The following is a 23,037-nucleotide window of genomic DNA, read 5'->3' as shown; positions in this document are numbered from 1 at the left end:
ATGCACCTCCCTTCAAGTCATGGCCTGGCGTACCAGCACCTCACCCATCTTCCTTTCCCGACGGCGACGTAGCTGGATTCCTGCGTCTTGCACCTTTCGTCCGCGAGGTGACACCTCGGGTGGAACCGGCAACCCGGTGGGAGTCTCCCCGGGTTCGGCGGCGCCCCCGGGATGACGTCGAGGCGCTTCGCGTCCTCACGGATGTTGACGATCGTTTTCATCAGTCCCTGGGTGTACGGATGCCTGGCGTCGTGGAACAGGTCCTCCACCGGAGCGACCTCCACGATCTGACCGGCGTACATGATGGACACACGGTCGGCCATCTCCGCGACGACGCCCAGCGAGTGCGTGATGAGCAGGGTCGTCGTACCCACTTGCTCGTGGAGCTCCTTCATCAGGTTCAGGATCTGGGCCTGAATGGTGACGTCCAGCGAGGCGGTCGGCTCGTCCGCTATCAGCAGCTTCGGACGGCAAGACAACCCCATGGCGATCATGATGCGCTGCTTCATCCCGCCGGACAGCTCGTGGGGGTACTCCCTGACGCGTTTTTCGGGGCTCGGTATCTTGACGAGCCCGAGCATCTCAACCGCCTTGTCGAGGGCCACTTTTCCTTCGAGATGCTGGTGGAGCCTGATTACCTCCATGATTTGCTCGCCGATCGTGAGGGTGGGGTTGAGCGACGACATGGGCTCCTGGAATATCATAGCGATGTCGCGGCCCCTCTTCTCGCGGATCTCCGCGGGGCTCAGATCGAGCAGCGACTCGCCAAGGAACTTGATTTTACCGGAGACGATCTTCCCCGGAGGGACCGGGACCAGTTTCATCACGGATAGTGCGGTGACCGATTTCCCTGATCCCGACTCGCCGACCAGGGCCATGGTCTCTCCGCGTTTCACGTGGAGGTCCACGCCGTCGACCGCCCTTATCAACCCTTGTGAGGTACTGAAATATACCCTCAGGTCACGTATTGACAGGATGACCTCCTCTTCTCCGGTGCTGCTCATGAGGTACCCCCTCCCTTGGCCTACCTGAACTTGATGGTTCTGGCAGTGCGCCCCTAATGCACAAGAACGGAACCCCAGGAAACAGGGCTCCGTTCTAACCCTTCCGGCTTGGCGCTGGTGGACGCTGAGCGGCGAGCGTTACTGCTGCTTCGCCTTGCTCGCTTCGCTGGCGGCGCTTATCAGTTCGACGACGGACGGGTTGCTGAGGCTTCTCGGGAGAACCAGCAACTTGTCCTTGTCCACAGGATAGACCGCTCTGAGCGTCTCCTCCATCTCTTCCGCCACGGCGAACGCGTCCACAGTCATCGACGGCATGTCACCAAACGCCCCCGTGAGGAACCGGGGTTGGTAGATCCCGCTGTCAAGGATCTCCCTCAGGAACATGTTCGCGCACGTTCTATGGCCGGCGACCACGCCGAGGGTCATCCCCCGGGGTAGCGCCGCCAGCTGGCGGACGCCGCACGCCTGTATCTCAAAGCTTATGCCTATCACCCGGACGTCCGGGAAACGCTGTCTGAATATCGTTTCGTTGGGGCCCCTCTGGTACACGACAATTATGTCGCATTCGGACCCATCAACACTGTCTGTCGAGGTAGCGCGTACACTGGCTATCCCCTTCAGGCACCCACCGACGTATCTCTCGAGGAGCATCTGCGACCTCGGATACGGCGTGGCCACCACCACCTTGACCACTGACCGACCATCTCCTACCGTGCTATAAGGCAAGAGTACCGCTCTTCGGGCGTCAGTTCAAGATCCTGTCTATGGGGATGACGAACTCCTGCTGGACCGCTGATCTATTCGACGCCCTGGGGGGCATACCTTCTTCGGTGGTCGTGTCAAATAGTGTCCCGCTCCCCAGGTATTCCTCCGGCGGCGTGGCAGGAAGAGAGGCGCGTCAGGTGAATAGATGCCTTTGATGTTGTCCGGCATTATGTCGCATTCGTGCGGGCGACAGGGTCCCGGGGGGCGAAACGGTGGGGATTCTCGATAGGCTGAGGGGTGCGCGCGGGCGCGCTTTCACCATCACGGCGGGCGCCACGCTTGCGGCCACCGTGTTCTTGCTGGGGTACTACGTCCTGCTGCCCGTGCTTCCAATGTACCTCCGGGAGCTGGGCTGGCAGAAGAACACCATAGGCGCGCTCGCCTCGGTGTTCTCCATCAGCTCGCTGGTATTCAGACCTCTCGCCGGCGTGCTCACCGACAGGTCGGGCCCCACGAGGGTGCTCACGGCGTGCGGAATCGTGTTCTGCGCGGTGCCCGCGCTGTTCTTCTTTAGCAACGCGTTCCTCATGCTCGCGGCCGGCCAGCTGCTGGCAGGCGCGTGTGTCGGCACGTTCACCGTCGGGTCCAACAGCTACCTGGTTTCGTGGGCTCCGGCAGAGCACATGGGCGAGATGGTGGCGTGGTTCAGCATAGCGCTGGTCATGGCGAAGGGGTTCGGCTCCGCGGTCGGGTCGTGGCTGTACGAGAATGGTGGCTACGGCCTCGCCTTACTGCTGTCCGCCGCGGTCGGGCCGGCGTCGATCGCGATCCTGGCGGCTACGAGGCGGGTCGTACGCGCGCAGGACGACGAAGTTGCCGTTGCCGCCTGGCCTGGTGGCGCGGCGCGTGGGGCCGCCAGTGGTGGTGGCGCCGGGCGGCCGGGGACGGCCGGGAAAGCCGCGGTAAGGGGGGCCGCGGGGCAGGCCGCGCGCCTGGACCCTGTCGTGGTTGGGCTCTCGGCGCTCATTCTGATATCAATAACGCTTTCGTTTGGGGGCATCATGACATTCCTGCCCATCATGGCAAAGGAACGCGGGCTCGAGGGTTACGGCTATTTCTTCGTGATTCAGACCTCGGTCGTCGTCCTCGTAAGGATGTTCTCAGGCCGGATCGTCGACCGTGCGGGCGCGTTCTGGGTGATAACGGTCGCGCTGGTGTGCCTGTCGGGCTCCGTGGCCACGCTGGCGCTGGCGCGAACTCTCGAGACGCTGGTCCTGTCGGCGGTGCTTTACGGCGTGGGATACGGCGCCTCGTTCCCATCGCTAACCGCCACCGTAATGGGAAGGACCCCGCCGGCCGCGCGCGGCAAAGCGTTCGGCCTGTATACTGCGGCGAATGACCTCGGCGTCGCCCTTGGACAGGCCTGCGCCGGGCTCAGCCAGTATACGTCCTTCGCGCTAATCTACGGCGCCATGGCACTGTTGCCGTTCCTCAGCATCGGCCTGCTGCTGCCGCTGTTCCCGCGAAGGGGCGCCGCGGCCGCGCAGGATTCCTGAGGATTACTCGAGTACCAGCACGTTGAGCTGGGCCTTCCAGAAAACCTTCGTCCCCGGCCTGAGCGACCCGCCCAGCACCCTGCCGTCCTTGCCCGAAGCGGCCACGTGTACGTGGACTTGCCCGTGGAGAGAGTCCGTGGGCACAGCCACGCTCCCGATGGTCCCCGTCACGTTTAATATCTCGAACGGCCCGGACTCCGTGGTCACCTGCATGGGCGGTGGCTGGGAGGGACCGGCGGGGTTCGCCACGCAGAGCGTGGATAGGGAGCCAAAAGCCGACACCACGATGCCCCGGTTGACGCCGCGCTCGGCCGCCATCCTGGCGATACCCTCCTGCAGGTCGTCCCCCGCTTCGAGCACCCACAATTCGGTGCCTTTCACCTTCAGATCGAGCGCGTGTGCCATCAGCGAATTCCGCCTCCTTGTCTGCGGTGTATAATCGGGCTCTTACCCTGTAGTCTTCGCTGCCCGGCCCACACTACCCTGGCACCCGCTGTTGACACGGCGGATTGCAGCGTGCTACGATAGCCGCAAAACCAGCACATGCTGGAAAAACGGAGAGGCAACTCCTCTTATCCAGAGCGGCGGAGGGACTGGCCCGATGAAGCCCGGCAACCTCGCGGTTCCATTAGCCGTAAAGGTGCCAACTCCTGCAGGGTGAACCCTGAGAGATGAGAGTGGAGGCCAACGATCAAACATGTTGCGCCCCTTCCACTCGAAGGGGCGTTGCCATTTGGGAGGGGAACCCGTAAGGCCTATGAGTGACCCGTTGAACGTGCTTACGAGGGCGCAGAAAGAGTATGACGCGCCCGACTCACCCGGTTCCGTGGGATGGACGCGACCGCAGCGCCTGCAGATTGCGGACGAATCCAACCCCCTGCCGCTCGATTGCGGCAGGAGCCTCTGGCCGGTGACGGTCGAGTTCGAGACGTATGGCCGGCTCAATGAGAAGCGAGACAACGCGATACTCATCCTGCACGCCCTCAGCGGCGACGCTCACGTGGCGGGCTGGGACGCGCAGGCCGAGCAGGACGGCAGGCACTGGAGGGTGGGCCGGCCCGGCTGGTGGGACACCATGGTCGGCCCCGGCAAGGCGTTTGACACGAACCTTTACTTCGTAATCTGCTCGAATGTCCTCGGGAGCTGCTACGGGACGACGGGACCGTCCTCCACGGACCCCGAAACGGGAAAGCCGTACGGGCTCCGCTTCCCCGTCACTACGGTCGGGGACTGGGTACGACTGCAGGAGAGGCTCGTGACGTACCTGGGGATCCGGAGGCTGCTGGCCGTTGCAGGCGGGTCGCTGGGCGGGCAGCAGGCCATCGAGTGGGCGCTGGCGTATCCCGACCGCGTCCGGTCCGCAGTGGTGCTGGCCGCATCGCCGCGGCTGAGCGCGCAGGGGGTCGCGTTCAACGCCGTCGGGCGCCGGGCGATAACGACGGATCCCAACTTCCGCAGCGGTGATTACTACGATGATGACCCACCCGCCAGGGGGCTGGGCGTGGCGCGCATGATCGGGCACATCACCTATTTATCCGAAGTCAGCATGGGCCGGAAGTTCGGACGTCGATTGAAGAACGGCGACGTCCCGTCGTTCAACCTCGACCCCGAATTCGAGGTCGAAAGCTACCTCAGGCATCAGGGCAAGGCGTTCAGCGAGCGCTTCGACGCCAATAGCTATATATACATCAGCAAGGCCATGGACTACTTCGACGCGTCGGTGTGGGGAGGGGGCGATCTGGTCGAGTCCGCAGCGCGTTCCGAATGCGCCTGGCTCGTCGTCTCGTTCTCGAGCGACTGGCTGTACACCCCCGCCCAGTGCAAGGAATGGGTTGACGCGCTGTCCGCCAACAGGCTGGAGGTGACCTACGCCAACATCCAGTCGTCATACGGACACGACGCGTTTCTGCTGGAGGTCGACGCCGTGGGTCACATGGTGAGGAGCTTCGTGGGAGGTGTCGCCCGCCGTGCCGGAATTCGCCTGGGATGAGGAACTCGAACTCGCCACGATCATGCAGGCCCTCAAGGCTTACGGCTCAGGAGATCCCGTCGAGACCCTGACCAGGATGGCCAGGGATTCCGCCAGCGGGCGCACAGGACCGGCTCCGCAGCAGGCCGGCTTGCCCGGCGCCGAGCGCTGGGACCACCGCGTTATCTCGGGGCTCATACCGCACGGGGCGTCTGTACTGGACCTCGGTTGCGGGTCCGGGGACCTGCTGGCCCACCTCATGGATACGAAGGCTGTCACAGGCCAGGGTATAGACGTGCACCAGGAGAGCGTGTCAAGGTGCATCGGAAGGGGCGTCCCCGTCATCCAGGCCGACATCGACCAGGGCCTCGCAACATACCCCGATGGAAGCTTCGACTACGTGGTGCTGGAGACGACGCTACAGACGGTTCGCAGGCCGCTCAAGGTGCTCGACGAGATGATCCGCGTGGGGCGCCTCGGCATCGTCAGTTTCCCCAACTTCGGCTACCTCCCCGTGCGGGCCCAGCTGCTTGCGCTCGGGCGGATGCCGGTAACGCCGCACCTCCCATATTCCTGGGCCGAAACCCCCAACATCCACCTGCTTACCATCCGCGACTTCGAAACGTGGTGCGCCAATAACGGCGTGGTAGTCGAGGAGCGCCTCGCGTACGCCGGCGGGGGCGTCAGGACTCTGACCCCGACCGATAACGTCCTCGCCGAGGAGGCACTATATGTTATAAGGAAAGGGTAGGGAGGAGGCAGGGAGGGGCCGGAGGCCGGGACGGCGAAGGCTGACCCGGTCGTGCTGCAACGGAGGTGATGCCGGTGCCGGTTCCTTACGTCGTGATCTGCGGGCGGTCGGGTACGGGAAAGACCACGCTCATCGAGGGTCTACTCCGCGAGCTCTGCGCCCGCGGCCTCTGTGTGGGCGTGGTGAAGCACACCGGTCACCATGTCGAATTCGACCACCCCGGCAAGGACACGTGGAGGTTCAGCGAGGCGGGAGCGTCCTCGACCTGCCTGGTGACTCCGGAAGGATACGCGATCTACAGGCCGAAAGCCGGCGAGGCGTCGCTCGGGGACGTCCTCCGCCATTTCGAGGGCGCCGACCTCGTGCTCGTCGAGGGATTCAAGGGGGCGCGTGCATCGAAGATAGAAGTAACCGGCAGTCCCGACGCCGCTGATCTGGTTTGCGGCGACGACCCCGGACTGCTCGCGGTCGTCGCCCCCGGGGCGGCCGGCGATTCCGGCCATGCCGGGGCCCTACCCCGCCCGGTGTACCGCCGCGATGATCACGCGGGAATCGCGGACCTCATCGTCAGGAAGATACTGGAGGAACATACCCGCAGCCGGAGAATATGAGCTCCTTCAGGAAGGAAATCTCAAGGAAACCTCTTCGAGGAGGAGACTCTCTTGTCCAGGCTTGATTTCATAGACCAGGAGCTCGGATCCCTTGAGGAGCAGGGGCTGCTCATCAACATCCGCACGATTTCCAGTGCCCAGGGGCCGTGGTTCGTGGCCGACGGCAGGCGGGTGCTGAACCTCTGCTCCAACAATTACCTCGGATTCGCCAACGACCCGCGGCTCAAGGACGCCGCGCGGAAGGCGCTCGATGAGTTCGGCGTCGGGCCCGGCGCGGTCAGGACCATCGCAGGCACCATGACCCCCCACGTGGAGGTGGAACGCGCCCTTTCCGAGTTCAAGGAGACCGAGGACACGATATTCCTCCAGTCCGGCTTCGTGGCCAACCAGGCTGTGATACCCGCCCTGGTTGGGCAGGGCGACGTCATCTTCAGCGACGAGCTGAACCACGCGAGCATCATCGACGGCTGCCGCCTTAGCGGGGCGCTCACAGTCAGGTACGCTCACAACGACGCCAACGCCCTGGAAGACGCGGTCAAATCCAACACCGGCCGCAGGCGGCTGGTCGTATCCGATGGTGTGTTCAGTATGGATGGCGACATCGCGCCGCTCGCGGATATAGTCGAGGTCGCGGAGAGGTATGACCTGATAACGGTGGTGGACGACGCCCACGGCGAGGGCGTGCTGGGGCGCGGTGGGCGCGGCATCGTCAATCACTTCGGCCTCGGGGGGAGATTCGATGTCGAGATCGGCACGCTGTCCAAGGCGTTCGGCGTGGTGGGCGGGTACGCCGCGGGCGCGGCGAAGCTCGTGCAATGGTTCAAGCAGCGCGCGAGGCCGTTCCTGTTCAGCACGGGGCTCAGCCCCGCTGATGTTGTGGCGTCCATCGCCGCGGTGAGGGTACTGCAGGACAGCGACGAGCTCGTGCGCAGGCTGTGGGACAACGCCGCGTACTTCAAGGCGGGCATGAAACGGCTGGGCTTCGACACGGGTGTGAGCCAGACGCCGATCACGCCGGTGATGATAGGCGACGCGGTGAAGGCGTCCGAGTTTTCGAAGGAGCTTTTCGCAGAGGGCGTGTTCGCACAGTCGATCGGGTATCCCACTGTTGCCAAAGGCAAGGCGAGGATCAGGGTTATGATCAGCGCCGCGCACTCGCGACAGGACCTGGACTATGGCCTCGAGAAGTTCGAGAAGGTCGGCAAGGAGTTGGCCGTAATATAGAGCGTTCGACAGGACGATCCCCTGAAACGCCGGTCCTTCGAAAGGCGGGCCTGCCCGAACTGGGCCCTCGCCTTGCGGCGGTCGCGTCGCTGGTGCCTTCCGGCGTGGTGGCGGCCGACGTGGGCACCGACCACGCGTACCTTCCAGTGTGGCTCGTGGCCACGGGAAAATGCCCGCGGGTCATCGCCACCGATTCGAGCCGGGGGGCCCTGGCGGCGGCGAAGCGCACGGTGGAGACATACGGACTAGCCGGCTGCGTCGACCTCCGGCTTGGCGACGGGCTCGAGGTGATTTCACCGGGCGAAACCGGCGCGATCGTCGTTGCGGGCATGGGTGGCCTCACGATCTGCTCGATACTGTCCGCGGCGATGGGCACTGTCGTTTTGCAGCGGAGGCTCGTGCTGCAGCCCATGAGCGAACCGGAGGAGGTCAGGCGCTGGGCTGCAGGCGCAGGACTGCCGGTCGCCGACGAGGACCTCGTCGCGGAGGGCGGCAGGTTTTACGAGGTGATCTGCCTCGACCCTCCCGGGGAAAGGGACGGGTCCGCAGGCGGAACAGGCGATGGCCTGGAATACGAGATCGGCGCTGCGCTGCTTCGAAAACGGCATCCGTTGCTCGCGGCGTACGTCGAGTTGAAGATATCCGAGTGCGAGGGCGTCATTCGCAAGATGGAGGAGGGCGTCGCCGATCGCGGTGACCCGAGACTCAACCGGTGGATAGAACGGAAACGCCGCCTCGAGGAGGTCCTGAGATGCCTGTAAGGATAGCCGACATCATCGAGTTCATGGACGAATGGGCCCCGCCGTCGTACGCGGGTTCGTGGGACAACCCCGGGTTGCAGGTTGGCGATCCGGCGTCCGCCGTCGAAACAGTCCTCGTGGCTGTCGACGCAACGCCCGCGGTTGTGGATGAGGCCGTGGGGCTTGGCGCGCAGCTCATAATCACCCACCATCCTCTCATATTCAAGCCTGTGAACTCTATAAACACTGCGGCCGGGCCCGGCGGATTGCTCGCGAGACTCATTTCCTCCGGCATTTCGGTGTTCTCAGCGCACACGAACCTGGACGTGGCCATGGGTGGTGTCGACGACACCCTGGCTGCGGCCGTTGGGATCGAAGGGCGGGACGGCTCCGGCCCGGGCGACGGACCGCGGGTTCTCGAGCCCACCGGGGAGGATTCGCTAATCAAACTCGTCGTGTTCGTCCCGAAGGGACACGAGGACAAGGTGCGCGACGCAATCGCGGCGGCCGGCGCGGGGTGGATAGGCAACTACAGCCACTGCACGTTCCAGGCCCCGGGCACGGGCACGTTCAAACCGCTCGAGGGCGCGAACCCGTTCCTGGGCACTGTGGGCCAGATCGAGAAGGCGGAGGAGCTCAGGCTCGAAACGATACTGCCCGAGTCCGCGAAAGCGCGCGTGTTGAAGGCGATGTTCGAGTCGCATCCATACGAAGAGGTCGCGTTCGACCTCTACCCTCTGCGCAACCCCGGGAGGGCCAGGGGGAGCGGCCGGGTCGGGGATTTGCACGAGCCCGTCTCTCTCGGAGACCTCGCATCCAGGCTGGCCGGCATCCTTAATGCCCCGTGCGTCCGCGTGTTCGGTGACCCTTCGAGGAGGATCGCGAAGGTGGCGACGTCTGTCGGGAGCGGCGGCGACCACCTGTACGCTGCGGCGGGCGCGGGCGCGGACGTGCTGGTCACCGGGGACATTAAGTATACCCACGCGGTGGCCGCGGCGGCCCTCAACCTGGCGCTCATCGACGTCGGGCATTTCTCCAGCGAGAGACCTGTGGTTGTGGAGATCGTACGGCGCCTGAACCAGCGATTCAAGCCGGTCCAACCGCGCTTCTGCGCGCGCGCCTCCGGAGCCGAGGCGGAGCCGTTCGTCGTTGTCAGCGCCGCGAGCAGCGGGGCGCCGGCCCGTGAGGAGCCGGCTGAGGACGGCCGCGGCAGCAAGCCCACGGTCCGGTCAACCGGTACTGTTGTCGCATACGTGGACGGGGGATCGAGAGGCAATCCCGGGCCGGCTGCTTACGCTGTCGTGTTGCTGGACGGGTCGGGCAATACGCTTGTTGAAGAGGGCATTGCGCTCTCTCAGGCGACGAACAACGTTGCGGAATACCGTGCCGTCATAGAGGCTGCGAAGCGGGCGCGCGTCGCCGGCGCCTCCCGCCTGATCATAAACACCGACAGCGAACTCGTCGCCCGGCAGATAAGCGGCGAATACAGGGTGAAGAACGCGGGGCTTTCCGGGCTCTACGAACAGGCGCTGGCCGCGCTTCGGGAGTTCGAGTCGTGGGAGGTCCGTCACATCCCCAGGGAGGAGAACAGGCGCGCCGACCGGCTGGTGAACAAGGCGCTCGATTCCGCGGAGGGATCGGCTTGAGTCTTCGCCCGCCCGACCCGCCTGGCGTGCAGCCGTACCCCGGCGACGCGCTCGCGCTGGCAAGATTCGAGCGCGAGCGGCGGGGGTTCGTTGAGCTGAGCGGCCCCGACGTGGTTTCGGTGGTGCTGGGCAGGACGACGCCCCTTGCGGACGTGCTCCTGGAGGCGTGCGCCGAGGACGGCGTCACCGTATTCCGCCGCAAGGGCGGCGGGGGGGCCGTGGTGCTGGCCCCCGGGATGATCGTGATCACGGTGTGTTTCCCGATCGGCAGTCTCCCCGATGTCGAAGTCCTCATGAGAGAGCTGTCCGGGGTCGTCGTCCGGGCTCTCGAACCACTCGCCCCCGGTACGTGCAGCGCTGCGGCGGCGCCGCTCGGCGTGCGGGGATTCGGGGACGTATGCGTTGGTGACAGGAAGATCCTCGGGTCGAGTCTTTACCTCAGGCGCGAGGTCGGGTTGTTCCAGGCGAGCCTCCTGGTCATGGATTGCGCCGGAGTAGTCCGCCGCTACCTCGCTCACCCCTCGCGCGAGCCAGCCTACAGGGCGGGGCGCGCGCACGGCGAGTTCATGACGAGCCTCGAGGAACAGGGCTATGCCACGGACGTCAAGCTGCTCGAGCGGCAAATAGCCCTCGCCTACGGCGTGTGGTTGACGTCTGACCTGCTTCAGACATAACCTCAGGAATAGGCGTATTCCTCAGTGGAACAAAACCCGGCGCACACCGTTTCCTCGAGGTGTTATAATACAATGGTCTCAGTGTGGCGACACACACGAAGGGGGGTTATGGACCCGGTGTCAGGGGCGTGCGCAGTCAGGTTTCGTCAGCCGGGAGAACGCCGCTCGGGGAGCGTTACGGTACTGGTCGTCGCGCTCGCGGTCATATGCCTTGCAGCATCCTTGGCGAGTGCCGCGCCGGCCTACCCCGATGCGACCGGTCCGGTCAACGACTTTGCGAAGGTTCTATCACCGCAGGACAAATCGAAGATTGAGGCTCTCAGCATTGAGATAGAGAAGCGCACGGGCGCGGCGGTTGTTGTGGCGATCATGCCCACAACGCAGCCCGAGACGCCGAAGATATACGCCGTCAACCTCTTCAAGAAATGGGGCGTGGGCCAGAAGGGGAAGGACAACGGCGTCCTCGTACTTCTCGACATGGAGCAGCGCCGCGTCGAAGTGGAGGTCGGTTACGGCCTCGAGAAGGTGCTGACCGACGGCAGGATCGGCGAGATCCTCGACCGCGACGTGGTGCCACAGTTCAAGGGCGGCAGGTTCGGCGATGGCCTGTACGCGGGTATTCAGTCGATGTACCGGCTGATAGCTGCTGACCAGGGGCAAGGACTCCCCCGGGGCAAGGAAGGCGAGAAGGCCCCCGCGCCCTCGTCCACGGGGTTTGGGTTTAACGCTCTGCTTGGGTTCGTCCTGATAGCTGTTGGCTTGGTCTTCATTACGGGTGTGTTCGGGAAAGCGCTGAGTCGTGCGATGTCGGGCCTGCACACGCGGCGACGTTGCCCGAGATGCAGTAACCCCCTGTACGTGACGGACAGGATCGTCCGCCACGGCACGGCGTTCGCACCCGGACTCGCCGTCAAGGTATACAGGTGCTCAAGCTGCGGGTTCACTGAAGAATGCGAGTATCGCACGGGGCCTTACATTGGAGGCCCGTTCATCGGTTGGCCGAGGGGTGGGCGCGGCGGCTTTGGCTCCGGAGGGTTCGGGGGTTCTGGGGGATCTGGTGGAGGATTCGGCGGTTTCGGCGGGGGTTCGAGCGGCGGAGGAGGCTCGGGTCGCAGCTGGTAGACCGCCTGCTATAGAAAGGGGGAGGAGACTATGAGGAACGTGCTTGTAGGCGTCGGGATCTTGGTGCTGATACTGGCGGTGTTCGCCGGATCACTGACGTCGACATACAACCGGCTCGTCCTGCTCAACGAGGACATCAACGGCAAGTGGGCGCAGGTCGAGAACCAGATGCAGCGCCGGTACGACTTGATCCCGAACCTCGTCGCGACCGTAAAGGGGTACGCTGCGCATGAGGAGAAGGTTATCAACGATGTTGTCCAGGCGCGCGCGAAACTCGCCGGCGGTGGGTTGACGCCGGAGCAGCGCATCCAGGCGGCAGGACAGCTCGAGGGCGCCCTGTCGAGGCTTCTGGTGGTAGTTGAACAGTACCCCAACCTGAAGGCCGACGTACAGTTCACGAGGCTCATGGACGAGCTGGCCGGCACGGAGAACCGCCTGACCGTCGAGAGGATGCGCTACAACGACGCAGTCAAGGAGTTCAACCAGACGGTAAAGAAGTTCCCGATGGCGTTCATAGCCGGCATGATGGGTTTCAAGGAGAAGCCGTATTTCCAGATCGAGCAGGGCGCAAAGACCGCGCCGAAGGTGAGTTTCTAGCACGGCTGGAGCGCATCGTCGCAGCAAAATGGCCGGATTCGCGCGCCTGGTACAGTCCGGCCGAATTGTTTGACAATACCTTCGGGTCATTGTAAGATTAGTTGTGCTACTGTCTGGTTGAGTATGTGTTCGAGCAGGCCGGATGGCTGCGGGCGCGATCGCCGAAAGGTGGCGTCCGAGGAAAGTCCGGGCTCCACAGGGCAAGGCGCTGGGTAACGCCCAGCGGGGGCAACCCCAGGGAGAGTGCCACAGAAACAGTCCGCCGGCGGGAAGCCAGGGGTATCGTAGTGGGACGCCTCTACGAGGTGGGGGAACAAACGCTTACAACCCCGGTTTCCCGTTTTTTCCGGTAAGGGTGAAAAGGTGGTGTAAGAGACCACCGGCGGCCGGGCGACCGGCCGGCCAGGTAAACCCCGCCTGGAGAAAGACCAAATAGGAGGGGGATGACGCGGCCCGCTGAACCCCTCGGGTAAGGTCGCTGGAGGCGCCGGGCAACCGGCTGTCCTAGATAGATGGCCATCCACGACAGAACCCGGCTTACAGGTCTGCTCGAACTGATCAGTGGGCGTGGAGCGTGGCGCAGTGTGCGCCACGCTCGTTCATTCACCTGGGGCATAGACTATCCTACCGGCTGCATTGGCAGGTTGCACCTTCTGGGACATTCCCGGCAGCGCGTCGTATTCGCCGAGAATCGATCACCGGCCTTCCCGAACCCCAGGCGGCTACAAACGCGGTGGGTATGCCGCTCACACCTCGCTGAACCGAAAACCCTTCCTGTTCGAGACTCGAGGTGATGATTCCAGCGGACTTGAACTCCCTCAGACCTACTTCGGCCAGGCGCCAGATCTCATCGGCCATCCCTGTCATATGCGCCGCATTCTCGTCCAACCTTTTAGGGCAGTCTCACCGAGCATCACAGCTCCCTCCCCTGATTGCCCCTGCCGGATGTGATCGTCCTGACCGCCGGGGTCTACCGGTAGATCCATTCTCAGGGGAACTCAGCACACCTTCTGCGGCGAGGATCGCGGCGACCTTTTCAAATCGTTGTTGCGTGTGGTGTTAAGGCGTGATACAATCGGCGGCAAATACATTGCCGCGTTTACCGTGATGAAGGGGAAAAGTAGGCTGGGCTGGGACCGTTCAGGGAGGCGGAGCCGCGGACTGAAAGCACCGCCCGGGACCACCGGTTGAAGTTCTCCCCGGAGCTTCGAGGCTGAAAGGGTTGCGCGCTACATCGCGCTCCGGCGTAGGCCCCGGCGGATCTCCTGCCGTTACAAGGGAGCGGGTATAAGGCCACAGGAACGACGCATTCGGCCCGTACCCGTCCGAGAGGGCGGCCCCGCGACAGGTTCGGGGGGCTCGCCAACCAGGGTGGTACCACGGAAGCAATGCCTTTCGTCCCTAGGGACGAAAGGCATTCGTGTTTTCAAAGGTGTCCGGGGACCCTGCTCACACGGTATTCGCCTGGCTACAAACGGGAGGGACTGCAATGCTGGGTATGGCGGACCCCTGGATATCGCTGGCATGGATTCTGACGATCGCTTCCGCAGGGCTTTGCGTAGCGTACGGTGCCGCGATGTGGAACAAGCAGGAAAAACTATGTACCTCGGTGTGCTCATCGTCATGATGGTCGTTTACGTGTCGATCAGCATACTGGGTTACGTTTTCCTGCACCTGTCCGAGTCGAAGCCGTTTGGGATCGCCAGGTTGGTCTTCGGGAAGGACGCGTTACTGCCGTATCCCTGGACCCACATCGACCCACTGGTGTATTCGCTGCCCCTGCCTGCGCTGGTTTTCGTGATCGTGTCGATGCTGACAGCGCCGCCGGAACCCGGCCATGTCGACAGGTGCTTCGAGGGCATATGACCTCGCAAGGAGTGATGGATTTGTACTGGAACAGGAAGGCCGAATGCATGTCGCGAGACGAACTGCGGGCGCTCCAGGTTGAGCGCCTGCGGGCGACCGTCCGGAGGGCGTATGATAGTGTACCGCATTACCGGAAGGCGCTCGACGAGCGTGGCGTGCGCCCCGAGCACATCAGGGGCATCGATGACCTCAGGTTGCTCCCGTTCACCACCAAACAGGACCTGAGGGACAACTACCCGTATGGCATGTTTGCCGTGCCCCTTCGCGAAGTGGTACGAGTGCACGCTTCGTCGGGGACGACCGGCAAGCCCACGGTCGTCGGCTACACGCGCAACGACGTCGGCACGTGGGCGGAGCTGATGGCGAGGACGATCGGATGCGGTGGAGGCACCCCCGACACCGTCCTCCACAACGCGTACGGCTACGGTCTATTCACCGGCGGTCTCGGCATCCACTACGGCGCCGAACTGATGGGCGTGACGGTCGTGCCCGTGTCCGGGGGAAACACCCGGCGCCAGGTCATGCTGCTGAAGGACTTCGGCCCGACCATGCTTGCCTGCACCCCGAGCTACGCGTTACACATCGCGGAGGTCATGGGTGAACTGGGAATCAAGAAGGAAGACCTGCGGCTGAGGAACGCGATCCTGGGAGCCGAGCCGTGGACGAACAGCATGCGCGAGGACATCGAGCGGAAGCTGGGCGTCAGCGCGGTCGACATATACGGCCTGAGCGAGGTGATCGGGCCCGGCGTGGCGAGCGAATGCCAGGATAAGTCGGGCCTGCACATCTGGGAGGACCATTTCATCCCGGAAATAATCGATCCCGTGACCGGCGAGAACCTCCCGCCCGGGGAAAAGGGCGAGCTCGTGTTCACCTCGCTTACCAAGGAGGCTTTGCCCATAATCAGGTACCTGACCCGCGACATATCGTCGATCGTACCCGGGACCTGCACGTGCGGGCGCACGCACGTCAGGATGTCGAGGATCAGTGGCCGGACCGACGACATGATCATCATCCGCGGAGTCAACGTGTTCCCGTCGCAGATCGAGGAGGTACTCCTCCAATTCAGCGAGGCCGAGCCGCACTACCAGCTGGTTGTCGACCGGCAGGCCAACCTCGACCAGATGGAAATCTGGGTTGAAGTCTCGGCGCGGTTCTTCTCGGATCAGGTAAAGGGGCTGGAAGGACTGCGTCGCAGGATCGAGGAACTGATCGAAAGCACCCTGGGCATATCGGTCAGGGTCAAGCTGGTGGAACCGAAGACCATCCCCAGAAGCGAGGGCAAGGCGAAGCGGGTAGTCGACAGGCGCGAAGTCTACAAGGAGCAGGGGTGAGTGAAATGCGCGTCAAGCAGATTTCGGTGTTCCTCGAGAACAGGCCGGGGCGCCTCCATGAGGTCACGTCCGCACTGGCTGAACAGAACATCAATATCAGGGCGCTTTCCATCGCCGACACGACAGAGTTCGGGATCCTCCGCCTGATCGTCGATCGCCCCACGGACGCCGCCGCAGCGTTGCAGCATCGCGGCTTCACGGTGAGCGAGACCGACGTGATCGGGGTGGAAATTCCCGATAAGCCTGGCGGGCTGGCCGGCGTGCTCAAGCACATGGCGGACGCCAAAATCAACATCGAGTACCTGTACGCGTTCCTGGGCAAGGCGTCCATCGACGCGCTGGTGCTGTTCAGAGTGGACGACATGGACCGCGCCGTGAAGGTGCTTCAGGACAACGGGGTGAGGGTGCTCAGGGCCGAGGAGATGTACCGGCTGTAGCGCCTTCCCTATTTACCGTCGGCGTAACAGGTGGTAATGTTGTGGACATAGCCTTTCACCTCCGGCTGAGACAACGGACGAAGACGGGTAGTACGGTCAGGACGGGAGCTGATGCTAGTGATCTGGGAACCGCAATTCGAGTGCATGGACGGGAAGGAGAGGCGGGACCTCCAGCTGAGGCGCCTGAAGGATACGGTAGCGCGGGTCTGGGAGCGCAGGCCCGCGTACCGTCGTCTCATGGAGGAGCGCGGGGTAAGACCCGAGCACATTAACAGCCTCGAGGACGTCAGGCTCCTTCCGTTTACCACGAAGAGCGACCTGCGCGACAGTTACCCCTACGGGATGTTCGCTGTATCCATGGACCAGGTCGTGAGACTGCACGCGTCGTCGGGCACAACGGGGAAGCCGACCGTTGTCGGGTATACGCGGAACGACCTGGAAACGTGGTCAAACCTGGTGGCCAGGGTTGTCACCCAGGCGGGCGTGACGTCCAGAGACGTGGCGCAGGTGTGCTTCGGCTACGGCCTGTTCACCGGCGGTTTCGGACTCCACTACGGCCTCGAGAGGGTCGGCGCCGCGGTCGTCCCCGCCTCGAGCGGAAACACGGCGCGCCAGATAATGCTCATGAAGGATTTTGGGGTTACAGCGCTCGTCTCGACACCGTCGTACTCGTTACACATGGCCGAGGTCGCGCGGGACGAGGGAATAGACCCCCACGACCTGAAGGTGCGGGTAGGGCTGTTTGGCGCCGAACCCTGGACCGAGAGCATGCGCAAGGAGATCGAGAAGACGTGGGGCTTGAGGGCCACCGACAACTACGGCCTCAGCGAGATAATCGGCCCGGGCGTCGCCGGCGAGTGCGAGGTGGGCGGGGGGATGCACATCTCCGAGGACCATTTTCTCGCGGAGATCATCAACCCCGGGACGGGCGAACCGCTCCCGTACGGTGAGAAGGGTGAGCTGGTCATCACGACCCTTACCAAGGAGGCGTTGCCACTCATCAGGTACCGCACGAAGGACGTGACGGCGCTCAACCCCGAACCCTGCAAGTGCGGGCGCACGACCGCCCGCATGCAGAAGGTGCTGGGGCGCAGCGACGACATGCTGGTAATCAGGGGCGTCAACGTTTTCCCCTCGCAGATAGAAAACGTGCTCATGAACATCAATGGCCTCGCCCCGCACTATATGGTGGTGGTAAACCGTCGCGGCTATCTCGACGAACTCGAGGTGCACGTCGAACTCACGAGCGAGAAGTTCACCGGAAGTTTCCGTGACCTCGAAGCGTTCGAACGGAGGATAGCCTCGAAGCTCCAGAACGCGCTGTCAATACAGCCAAAAGTAAAGCTGGTCGAATACAGGTCACTCGAACGCAGTATGGGTAAGGCGAAACGGGTGATCGACAACCGCCCGAAGTGAGGTATGTTCGCGTTCAACCTGTCGGTGTGAGCCACACTCGTGGCGCCCATCTGTAGGCGAAACCCGCACCGGCGGCGCCCGTCTGTAGGTAAGACCTACAGGAGCCGCGCTCACCTGTAGGTAAGAGCCTCGCTTGCGGTTGGTTCGTCGGCAAGAACAACGCTTTCGATGGAGATCTGTGGGCAACGCCTACAGGTTTTCGACTGTCCCGTGGGATTTGACCACACGTAACACCTGGCGTGTGACCACAGAATCGCGCAACACATCCTCAATCTGCTCACAGGGTGACATACCGCTGCCCGACGAAACATCTCACGGAATATCTTGCAGGTTTGCATAGAGCATGGTAGAGTCTAGCATGTGAGTGAACGCTCACACACTCGTCCGAGCAAGGGGTGGTTCCTGTGGCTGATGGACCTAGTACCCGAGACCGGATCGTCGCCGAGGCGCGGGGCCTGTTTGCCGAGAGGGGTTTCGACGGGGCCACGATCGGTGAGATAGCGCGGCGGGCCGGTATCGCGGAGGGGACCATCTACCGGCATTTCAAGGACAAGAAGGACCTGCTGATGGCGTGCGTGGAGCCGGCCGTTGAGGAGGCTTATGAGGCGAGTCATGCGAAGCTCCGGGGAGAGCGGGACCTGCGGGGTTTCATGAGGAAGGTGCTGGAGATCCGGCTCAAGATGTATGACAGGGAGCGGGACTTGTTCAATATCCTGTTCACGGAGTCCCTGCGCCATCCCGAAGTGGCCGACATCTTGCTCGGCGAGCACATGCTGGAGCGGGCAAAGAGGAACCTGCCGCTGTTCAACAGCGTGGTTGAATCAGGAAGACTGGTGCGCCCACTCAACTTTCTGATCTTCAGCCTCGGGATCAACGCGGCGATGTGGGCGATCTTGAATCTCGGCGACAAGTTCTGTCAGGGCATGAAGGAACACCTGGGGGTCGAGTGCTCAACCTCGAACCTTCTGGACGATCTCACGGACTTCATCCTATATGGTATCATCGGCGAGCCGCCCGCCGGGCAGGGTAATGGCGGCGCCCAACACGGGTAGAGTCGGGGGGCGTGGCGGTTGTTGAGGAGAATCCGGAGTGGACTGTCTCGTGGAACCGTCGTGGTTATCGTGGCAACGGCGCTCATCGCTTGGTCCCCGCCGGCCTTCGGGGAAACGGGCGGGGCCGGGCAGGGGGAGGCCCCTAAGACTTCCCAGCTGATCACGCTGGAGGAGGTCTACAACCGCGCCCAGGCGTCGAGCCTGTCGATGGCCCAGGCGAGGCTCGCGGTGAAGCAGGCCGAGCTCGCGTACGACCAGGCCTCGCGCACGGCAGACGCCGTCGAGGACAAGAACGCCACAACCTGGGATCTGCGCCTCGTCAAGTACTACAGCCCGGTGGTGGCGTTGAACGCCGTTGAACAGGCCCGGGCCGGTTTGAAGAATTCCGAAAAATCCCTCTACCTTCTGGTTTCAAAATCGTATTACGATGTGTTGAAGGCGGAAGGCACGGTTGCGGCAGCCTCGGCGGCAGTGGAGCGATCGCAGGGTCACCTCGCGGTCGCGCGGGCGAGGTACGACGCGGGCACTGTGCCGAGGACGGAGGTACTTTCGGCGGAGGTCGCCCTCGCGTCGGCGAAGGTGGATCTCACTTCCGCCCGGAACCTGCGTGAACTGGCGCTGGTCACCCTGAAGCAGGTTGCCGGCATTGAGGATTCGACGGCGTTCCGGGTGACCGAGGAGGGGCTCAGCCCGGACGGGGGCGCGGTGGAACCGCTTGACATCTCGAAGGTCATGGACCCTGTCCTGGCGGCGAGGCCTGATGTGCGCGCCGCAAGGGACCGTCTTTCCGAGGCTGAACTGAGACAACGCCTCGCATCGGAGTTCTTCAGCCCCAACGTCTGGACTGTCAGGCAGGCGGCCCTGGACGTCGAGTCGGCCGGGATCGGCCTACAGCAGGCTGAGGATGCGGCGGTCCTCGATGTTCGGACGTCATACCAGGCGCTGGTGGAAGCGGCGCAGCGTTACGAGATGAACTCGAAAGCGCTTGACCAGGCGAAGGAGAACCTGCGCCTTGCCAGTCTACGATACGAATCGGGCTTCGGCACGTTTCTCGAGATAACGACCGCGGAGGCCTTGCTTAAGGGCGTCGAGGCGTCGGTGATACAGTCGAGATTCGATTTGGGGTTCGCGGGAGCGAGGTTCGACTTCATCACGGAAGGTGGCCAGTTGAAGTAGATGCGTAGCGCTAACGGCCTCCAGGCCCACGGCTCGAACGGGGTCGTGGTCTCGTTCAAGAACGTGTGCAAGCAATACAGGACCGGCGAGGTCACGGTCAACGCGCTCCGCGGCGTGACGTTCGACGTGCAGCGCGGGGAGTTGCTCGTCATCCTCGGCCCCAGCGGGTCGGGCAAGAGCACGCTCCTCAACCTGCTGGGCGGCCTCGACCGCCCGACGTCGGGGAGCATCGTGTACAACGGGGCCGACATGACGCGGTTCAATGAGGCGGAGATCACGAGATACAGGAGGCACGCTGTCGGGTTCATATTTCAATCCTATAACCTGTTGCCCGACCTGACGGCCAGGGAGAACGTCGACCTCGCCCGAGAACTGGCTGAGAACCCGCTTCCTACCGACGAGGTCCTCAGGAAGGTCGGGCTGGGTGAGAGGGGCGACCACTTCCCTTCGCAGATCAGCGGCGGCGAGCAACAGAGGGTGGCGATAGCCAGGGCTGTTGCCAAGAATCCCGACCTCCTGCTGTGCGATGAGCCAACCGGCGCGCTCGACCACGAGACCGGCAGGCAGGTGCTGAAGCTCCTCAGGGAAGTGAACAGGGAATACGGCAGGACTGTGCTCTTGATCACGCACAATCAGCCGGTTGCGGCGATGGGCGACAGGGTGCTTAGGCTTCGAAGCGGCGAGGTCGTCTCGTTGAAGCGGAACGAGAATCCGGTTGATCCCGAAAGGATTGAATGGTAGTGGCACCGGCGAGGACGGCGAAAGGGACCCTCTACAGGAAGCTGTTCCGCCAGATCGGGAAGACGCGCGGGCAGTTCCTCTCGATGGTGGCGGTCGTAGCCATCGGGATCATGGCGTTCGCGACCATGAACGCGACGTACCGCGAGCTCCACGAATCGTTGTACCGCTATTACGACCGGTGCAGGTTCAACGACCTGATGGTGCAGGTGAGGCGCGCCCCCGCTGCAGCGGTGGACCGCGTCCGCCGGATCGACGGGGTGGCCGCGGCCGAGGGGCGCCTGATGCTGGACGCGCGGCTCGACGTCCCGAAGTCTACGGGGGGCGCGGCCGCACAGGGTAAGGAAAGCTCGATCACGGGCCGGGTCGTCGGTGTTCCCGATGTTCACCAGGTTACGGTGAACGAGATAGAACTCGTTTCGGGCCGGAGGCCGCGCGTGGCGACGGGCGAGGTCGCCGTCGATCCCAAGTTCGCGGCGGCACACGACCTTAAACCGGGTGACGAGCTCGTCATGTACGTTCACGGCAAGGTCGCGAGGGTGAGGGTGTGCGGCACCGCGACCAGCCCCGAGTTCATATACGCGACCAAGGACGCCTCGACGCTGCTGCCTGACCCGTTTACCTTCGGGATTCTGTTCATGTCTCAAAAGGACATGGCCTCGCTGTTCGGGTACGAGGGCGAAGTGAACCAGGTGCTGGTGAGGTATTCTCCCGGGGCCGACACCTCGAGTGTCAAGGCCGCCGTGGACAAGGCGCTGGACCCGTACGGGCGCGTATCGTCACTGGAGCGAAAGGACCAGTTCAGCCACCAGGTGATAACATCCGAGTTCGAGCAGGTCAAGACGATGTCGACCACCCTTCCCGCCATATTCCTGGCGGTTGGGGCGGCGATCATGTACATCAGCATATCCAGGATGGTTAGGGATCAGCGCACCCAGATAGGCGTGATGAAGGCGCTTGGATACTCGAGCCTCCAGGTGCTGGCTCACTACACAGGCTTTGCCGTCCTCGGCGGCCTTGCTGGGTCTATCCTGGGCGTGCTCGGCGCCTCGTGGGGGATCAGGGGGATGATGACGGCATATCGCGTGTACTACAGCCTCCCCCTCGGTACCGGGCGGCTGGCCTGGGGGGAGATCGCCGGCGCCATCGCTATGACTGTGGCGGTCTCGGTGGTTGCGGGGTATTTCGGGGCCGGAAGTGTGCTCCGGCTGATACCGGCTGAAGCAATGCGGCCGCCGGCCCCGCCGGGGGCCGTGAAGGCGTTGCTGGAGGTCATCCCCGCGCTCTGGCGGAGACTGTCGTTTTCCTGGAAGATGGCGATGCGAAACCTCAGCCGGCACAAGGGCAGGGCGGCGCTGACCGTTATGGGCGCGACGCTCGCGGTGGTCTTGCTGGTAATGGCCATGTTCAACGTGGACGCCGTGGACTACCTGTTTGTGGAAGGGATTCTTGGGAGGCAGAAGTACGACCTCGCCGTCACCCTTGGGAAGCCTGTGGGGCGCGAGACGTATCATTTCCTCCGCGGTTTGCCCGGTGTGACCGGTGTGGAGATGTACAGCCAGTATGCGGCGAGGCTCAGGTCGGGGTTGGTCGAAGAGGACGTATCGCTGAAAGGCCTCCCCGCCGGTTCGAGGATGCAGGTGATCGTCGACCCGGACGGCCTCAGGCTCGGTGTGCCGGATGACGGGATCCTGCTGACCGAGCGGACGGCGGATAAGCTCGGGGTTACCGTCGGCGATTCCGTCATGGTCGAGGCGCTCGATGGTCTCCAGAACAAGCGTCCGATGGTGGTCAGGGGGATCGTCCAGGAGCTGATGGGGGGCAGCGCCTTCGCGCCGATCGAGCAGGTGAACGCGCTTGTGGGAGAGTCGGGGACCGCGAATGCGGCCTGGATAACGTCCACCCAAGCCTCCCGGGTCCGCGCGCTGCTTTCCCAGTCGCCGGTGGTCATAGGCATGACGAGCCCGGCCGACCAGGCGCGGGACTTCGACAAGATGACGGGTGCGCTGATCTTCTCGGTTGGCATCATGACCGCGCTTGGCGTCGGAATGGGCTTTTCGATCATGTACACGGTGTCATCCATAAGTATTGAGGAGCGCAAGAGGGAGATCGCCTTCTTGAAAGCCCTCGGCCTCACGTCAGCGGAGGCCGCGTCGATCGTGTTCAACGAGAACACCGCCCTTTCGGTGTTGGGGATAGTCCTCGGACTCCCCCTGGGCAACGCGGCGGCCAGGGCGTTCATGGCGGCCACCGCGGGTGACCTGTGGACGTTCCCTGTCGTGATATACCCGCGTACGTACCTGTTTGCCGCCGCGGGGGGTTGGCTGTTCCTCACGCTGGCGCGCTGGGCGGGGTCGAGGAGGATCGCCAGGCTCGAACCGACCGCTGAACTGAAGACTCAGGAATAGGCACACGTTAC

General features: G+C 63.5%; 20 protein-coding genes, 1 other RNA gene, 1 pseudogene and 1 riboswitch. Of the genes and pseudogenes, 19 read left to right on the top strand and 3 right to left on the bottom strand.

Annotated features, from left to right (window positions below):
- Nucleotides 1–17: 17 nt before the first annotated feature.
- Nucleotides 18–1,004, bottom strand: coding sequence for an ABC transporter ATP-binding protein (locus tag HPY55_06950; protein NPV70367.1), 987 nt, complete (start codon nucleotides 1,002–1,004; stop codon nucleotides 18–20).
- Between the two features lie 138 nt (nucleotides 1,005–1,142).
- Complete coding sequence (locus HPY55_06945; protein NPV70366.1) at nucleotides 1,143–1,697, bottom strand: hypothetical protein; 555 nt, start codon at nucleotides 1,695–1,697, stop codon at nucleotides 1,143–1,145.
- 284 nt (nucleotides 1,698–1,981) lie between these two features.
- On the opposite strand from HPY55_06945, the gene HPY55_06940 reads away from it, so the two are divergent.
- Complete coding sequence (locus tag HPY55_06940; protein ID NPV70365.1) at nucleotides 1,982–3,265, top strand: MFS transporter; 1,284 nt, start codon at nucleotides 1,982–1,984, stop codon at nucleotides 3,263–3,265.
- A 3-nt stretch (nucleotides 3,266–3,268) separates the two neighbouring features.
- Here the strand turns inward: HPY55_06940 and HPY55_06935 are convergent, their stop codons facing one another.
- Nucleotides 3,269–3,670 carry a DNA-binding protein gene (locus HPY55_06935; protein NPV70364.1) on the bottom strand — a complete coding sequence of 134 codons (402 nt, stop codon included), beginning with the start codon at nucleotides 3,668–3,670 and terminating at the stop codon, nucleotides 3,269–3,271.
- 164 nt (nucleotides 3,671–3,834) lie between these two features.
- Nucleotides 3,835–3,943: riboswitch (SAM riboswitch) on the top strand.
- A gap of 79 nt (nucleotides 3,944–4,022) precedes the next feature.
- Between HPY55_06935 and HPY55_06930 the strand changes: the two genes are divergently transcribed.
- The 18 genes and pseudogenes from HPY55_06930 (at nucleotide 4,023) to HPY55_06845 (ending at nucleotide 23,026) form a co-directional block, all read left to right on the top strand.
- Nucleotides 4,023–5,255, top strand: a complete 1,233-nt coding sequence (locus HPY55_06930; protein NPV70363.1) for a homoserine O-acetyltransferase — start codon at nucleotides 4,023–4,025, stop codon at nucleotides 5,253–5,255.
- A 76-nt stretch (nucleotides 5,256–5,331) separates the two neighbouring features.
- Nucleotides 5,332–5,985, top strand: a complete 654-nt coding sequence (metW, locus tag HPY55_06925) for a methionine biosynthesis protein MetW (protein ID NPV70362.1) — start codon at nucleotides 5,332–5,334, stop codon at nucleotides 5,983–5,985.
- 74 nt (nucleotides 5,986–6,059) lie between these two features.
- Nucleotides 6,060–6,596, top strand: a complete 537-nt coding sequence (mobB, locus tag HPY55_06920) for a molybdopterin-guanine dinucleotide biosynthesis protein B (GenBank protein NPV70361.1) — start codon at nucleotides 6,060–6,062, stop codon at nucleotides 6,594–6,596.
- 51 nt (nucleotides 6,597–6,647) lie between these two features.
- Nucleotides 6,648–7,820 (top strand): glycine C-acetyltransferase, encoded by a 1,173-nt coding sequence (locus tag HPY55_06915; GenBank protein ID NPV70360.1) that lies wholly within the window; start codon nucleotides 6,648–6,650, stop codon nucleotides 7,818–7,820.
- A gap of 92 nt (nucleotides 7,821–7,912) precedes the next feature.
- Nucleotides 7,913–8,581, top strand: coding sequence for an SAM-dependent methyltransferase (locus HPY55_06910; protein NPV70359.1), 669 nt, complete (start codon nucleotides 7,913–7,915; stop codon nucleotides 8,579–8,581).
- The gene (locus tag HPY55_06905) at nucleotides 8,572–10,206 is read left to right on the top strand and encodes a Nif3-like dinuclear metal center hexameric protein (GenBank protein NPV70358.1); all 1,635 of its coding nucleotides are present in this window, start codon (nucleotides 8,572–8,574) and stop codon (nucleotides 10,204–10,206) included. Before HPY55_06910 ends, HPY55_06905 begins: the two co-directional genes overlap by 10 nt.
- Nucleotides 10,203–10,880: a hypothetical protein gene (locus HPY55_06900; GenBank protein NPV70357.1), complete on the top strand. Its 678-nt coding sequence runs from the start codon at nucleotides 10,203–10,205 to the stop codon at nucleotides 10,878–10,880. Before HPY55_06905 ends, HPY55_06900 begins: the two co-directional genes overlap by 4 nt.
- A 72-nt stretch (nucleotides 10,881–10,952) precedes the next feature.
- Nucleotides 10,953–11,513 (top strand): annotated as a pseudogene (locus HPY55_06895) (TPM domain-containing protein).
- A gap of 519 nt (nucleotides 11,514–12,032) precedes the next feature.
- Entirely contained in the window at nucleotides 12,033–12,599 is a 567-nt protein-coding gene (locus HPY55_06890; GenBank protein NPV70356.1) for a LemA family protein, read from the top strand.
- Nucleotides 12,600–12,729: 130 nt separating this feature from the next.
- An RNA gene (gene rnpB, locus HPY55_06885) (RNase P RNA component class A) lies at nucleotides 12,730–13,155 on the top strand.
- 1,043 nt (nucleotides 13,156–14,198) lie between these two features.
- Nucleotides 14,199–14,465, top strand: a complete 267-nt coding sequence (locus HPY55_06880; protein ID NPV70355.1) for a hypothetical protein — start codon at nucleotides 14,199–14,201, stop codon at nucleotides 14,463–14,465.
- A gap of 14 nt (nucleotides 14,466–14,479) precedes the next feature.
- Nucleotides 14,480–15,799: a phenylacetate--CoA ligase gene (locus tag HPY55_06875; protein NPV70354.1), complete on the top strand. Its 1,320-nt coding sequence runs from the start codon at nucleotides 14,480–14,482 to the stop codon at nucleotides 15,797–15,799.
- 5 nt (nucleotides 15,800–15,804) lie between these two features.
- Nucleotides 15,805–16,236 carry an ACT domain-containing protein gene (locus tag HPY55_06870; protein NPV70353.1) on the top strand — a complete coding sequence of 144 codons (432 nt, stop codon included), beginning with the start codon at nucleotides 15,805–15,807 and terminating at the stop codon, nucleotides 16,234–16,236.
- Between the two features lie 117 nt (nucleotides 16,237–16,353).
- Nucleotides 16,354–17,652, top strand: a complete 1,299-nt coding sequence (locus HPY55_06865; GenBank protein ID NPV70352.1) for a phenylacetate--CoA ligase — start codon at nucleotides 16,354–16,356, stop codon at nucleotides 17,650–17,652.
- Nucleotides 17,653–18,047: 395 nt separating this feature from the next.
- Complete coding sequence (locus tag HPY55_06860; GenBank protein ID NPV70351.1) at nucleotides 18,048–18,704, top strand: TetR/AcrR family transcriptional regulator; 657 nt, start codon at nucleotides 18,048–18,050, stop codon at nucleotides 18,702–18,704.
- Between the two features lie 18 nt (nucleotides 18,705–18,722).
- A complete protein-coding gene (locus HPY55_06855; protein NPV70350.1) occupies nucleotides 18,723–19,880 on the top strand; it encodes a TolC family protein in 1,158 nt (385 codons plus the stop codon).
- Complete coding sequence (locus HPY55_06850; GenBank protein NPV70349.1) at nucleotides 19,881–20,621, top strand: ABC transporter ATP-binding protein; 741 nt, start codon at nucleotides 19,881–19,883, stop codon at nucleotides 20,619–20,621. It begins immediately after the preceding gene.
- Nucleotides 20,621–23,026, top strand: coding sequence for an ABC transporter permease (locus HPY55_06845; GenBank protein ID NPV70348.1), 2,406 nt, complete (start codon nucleotides 20,621–20,623; stop codon nucleotides 23,024–23,026). Before HPY55_06850 ends, HPY55_06845 begins: the two co-directional genes overlap by 1 nt.
- Nucleotides 23,027–23,037 lie beyond the last annotated feature (11 nt).

The sequence above is a fragment of the Bacillota bacterium genome (assembly GCA_013178305.1).
GTDB lineage: Bacteria > Bacillota > Sulfobacillia > JABLXB01 > JABLXB01 > JABLXB01.
Note: the sequence above shows the minus strand (reverse complement) of the source record. Positions and strands in the feature narration are given on the sequence as shown.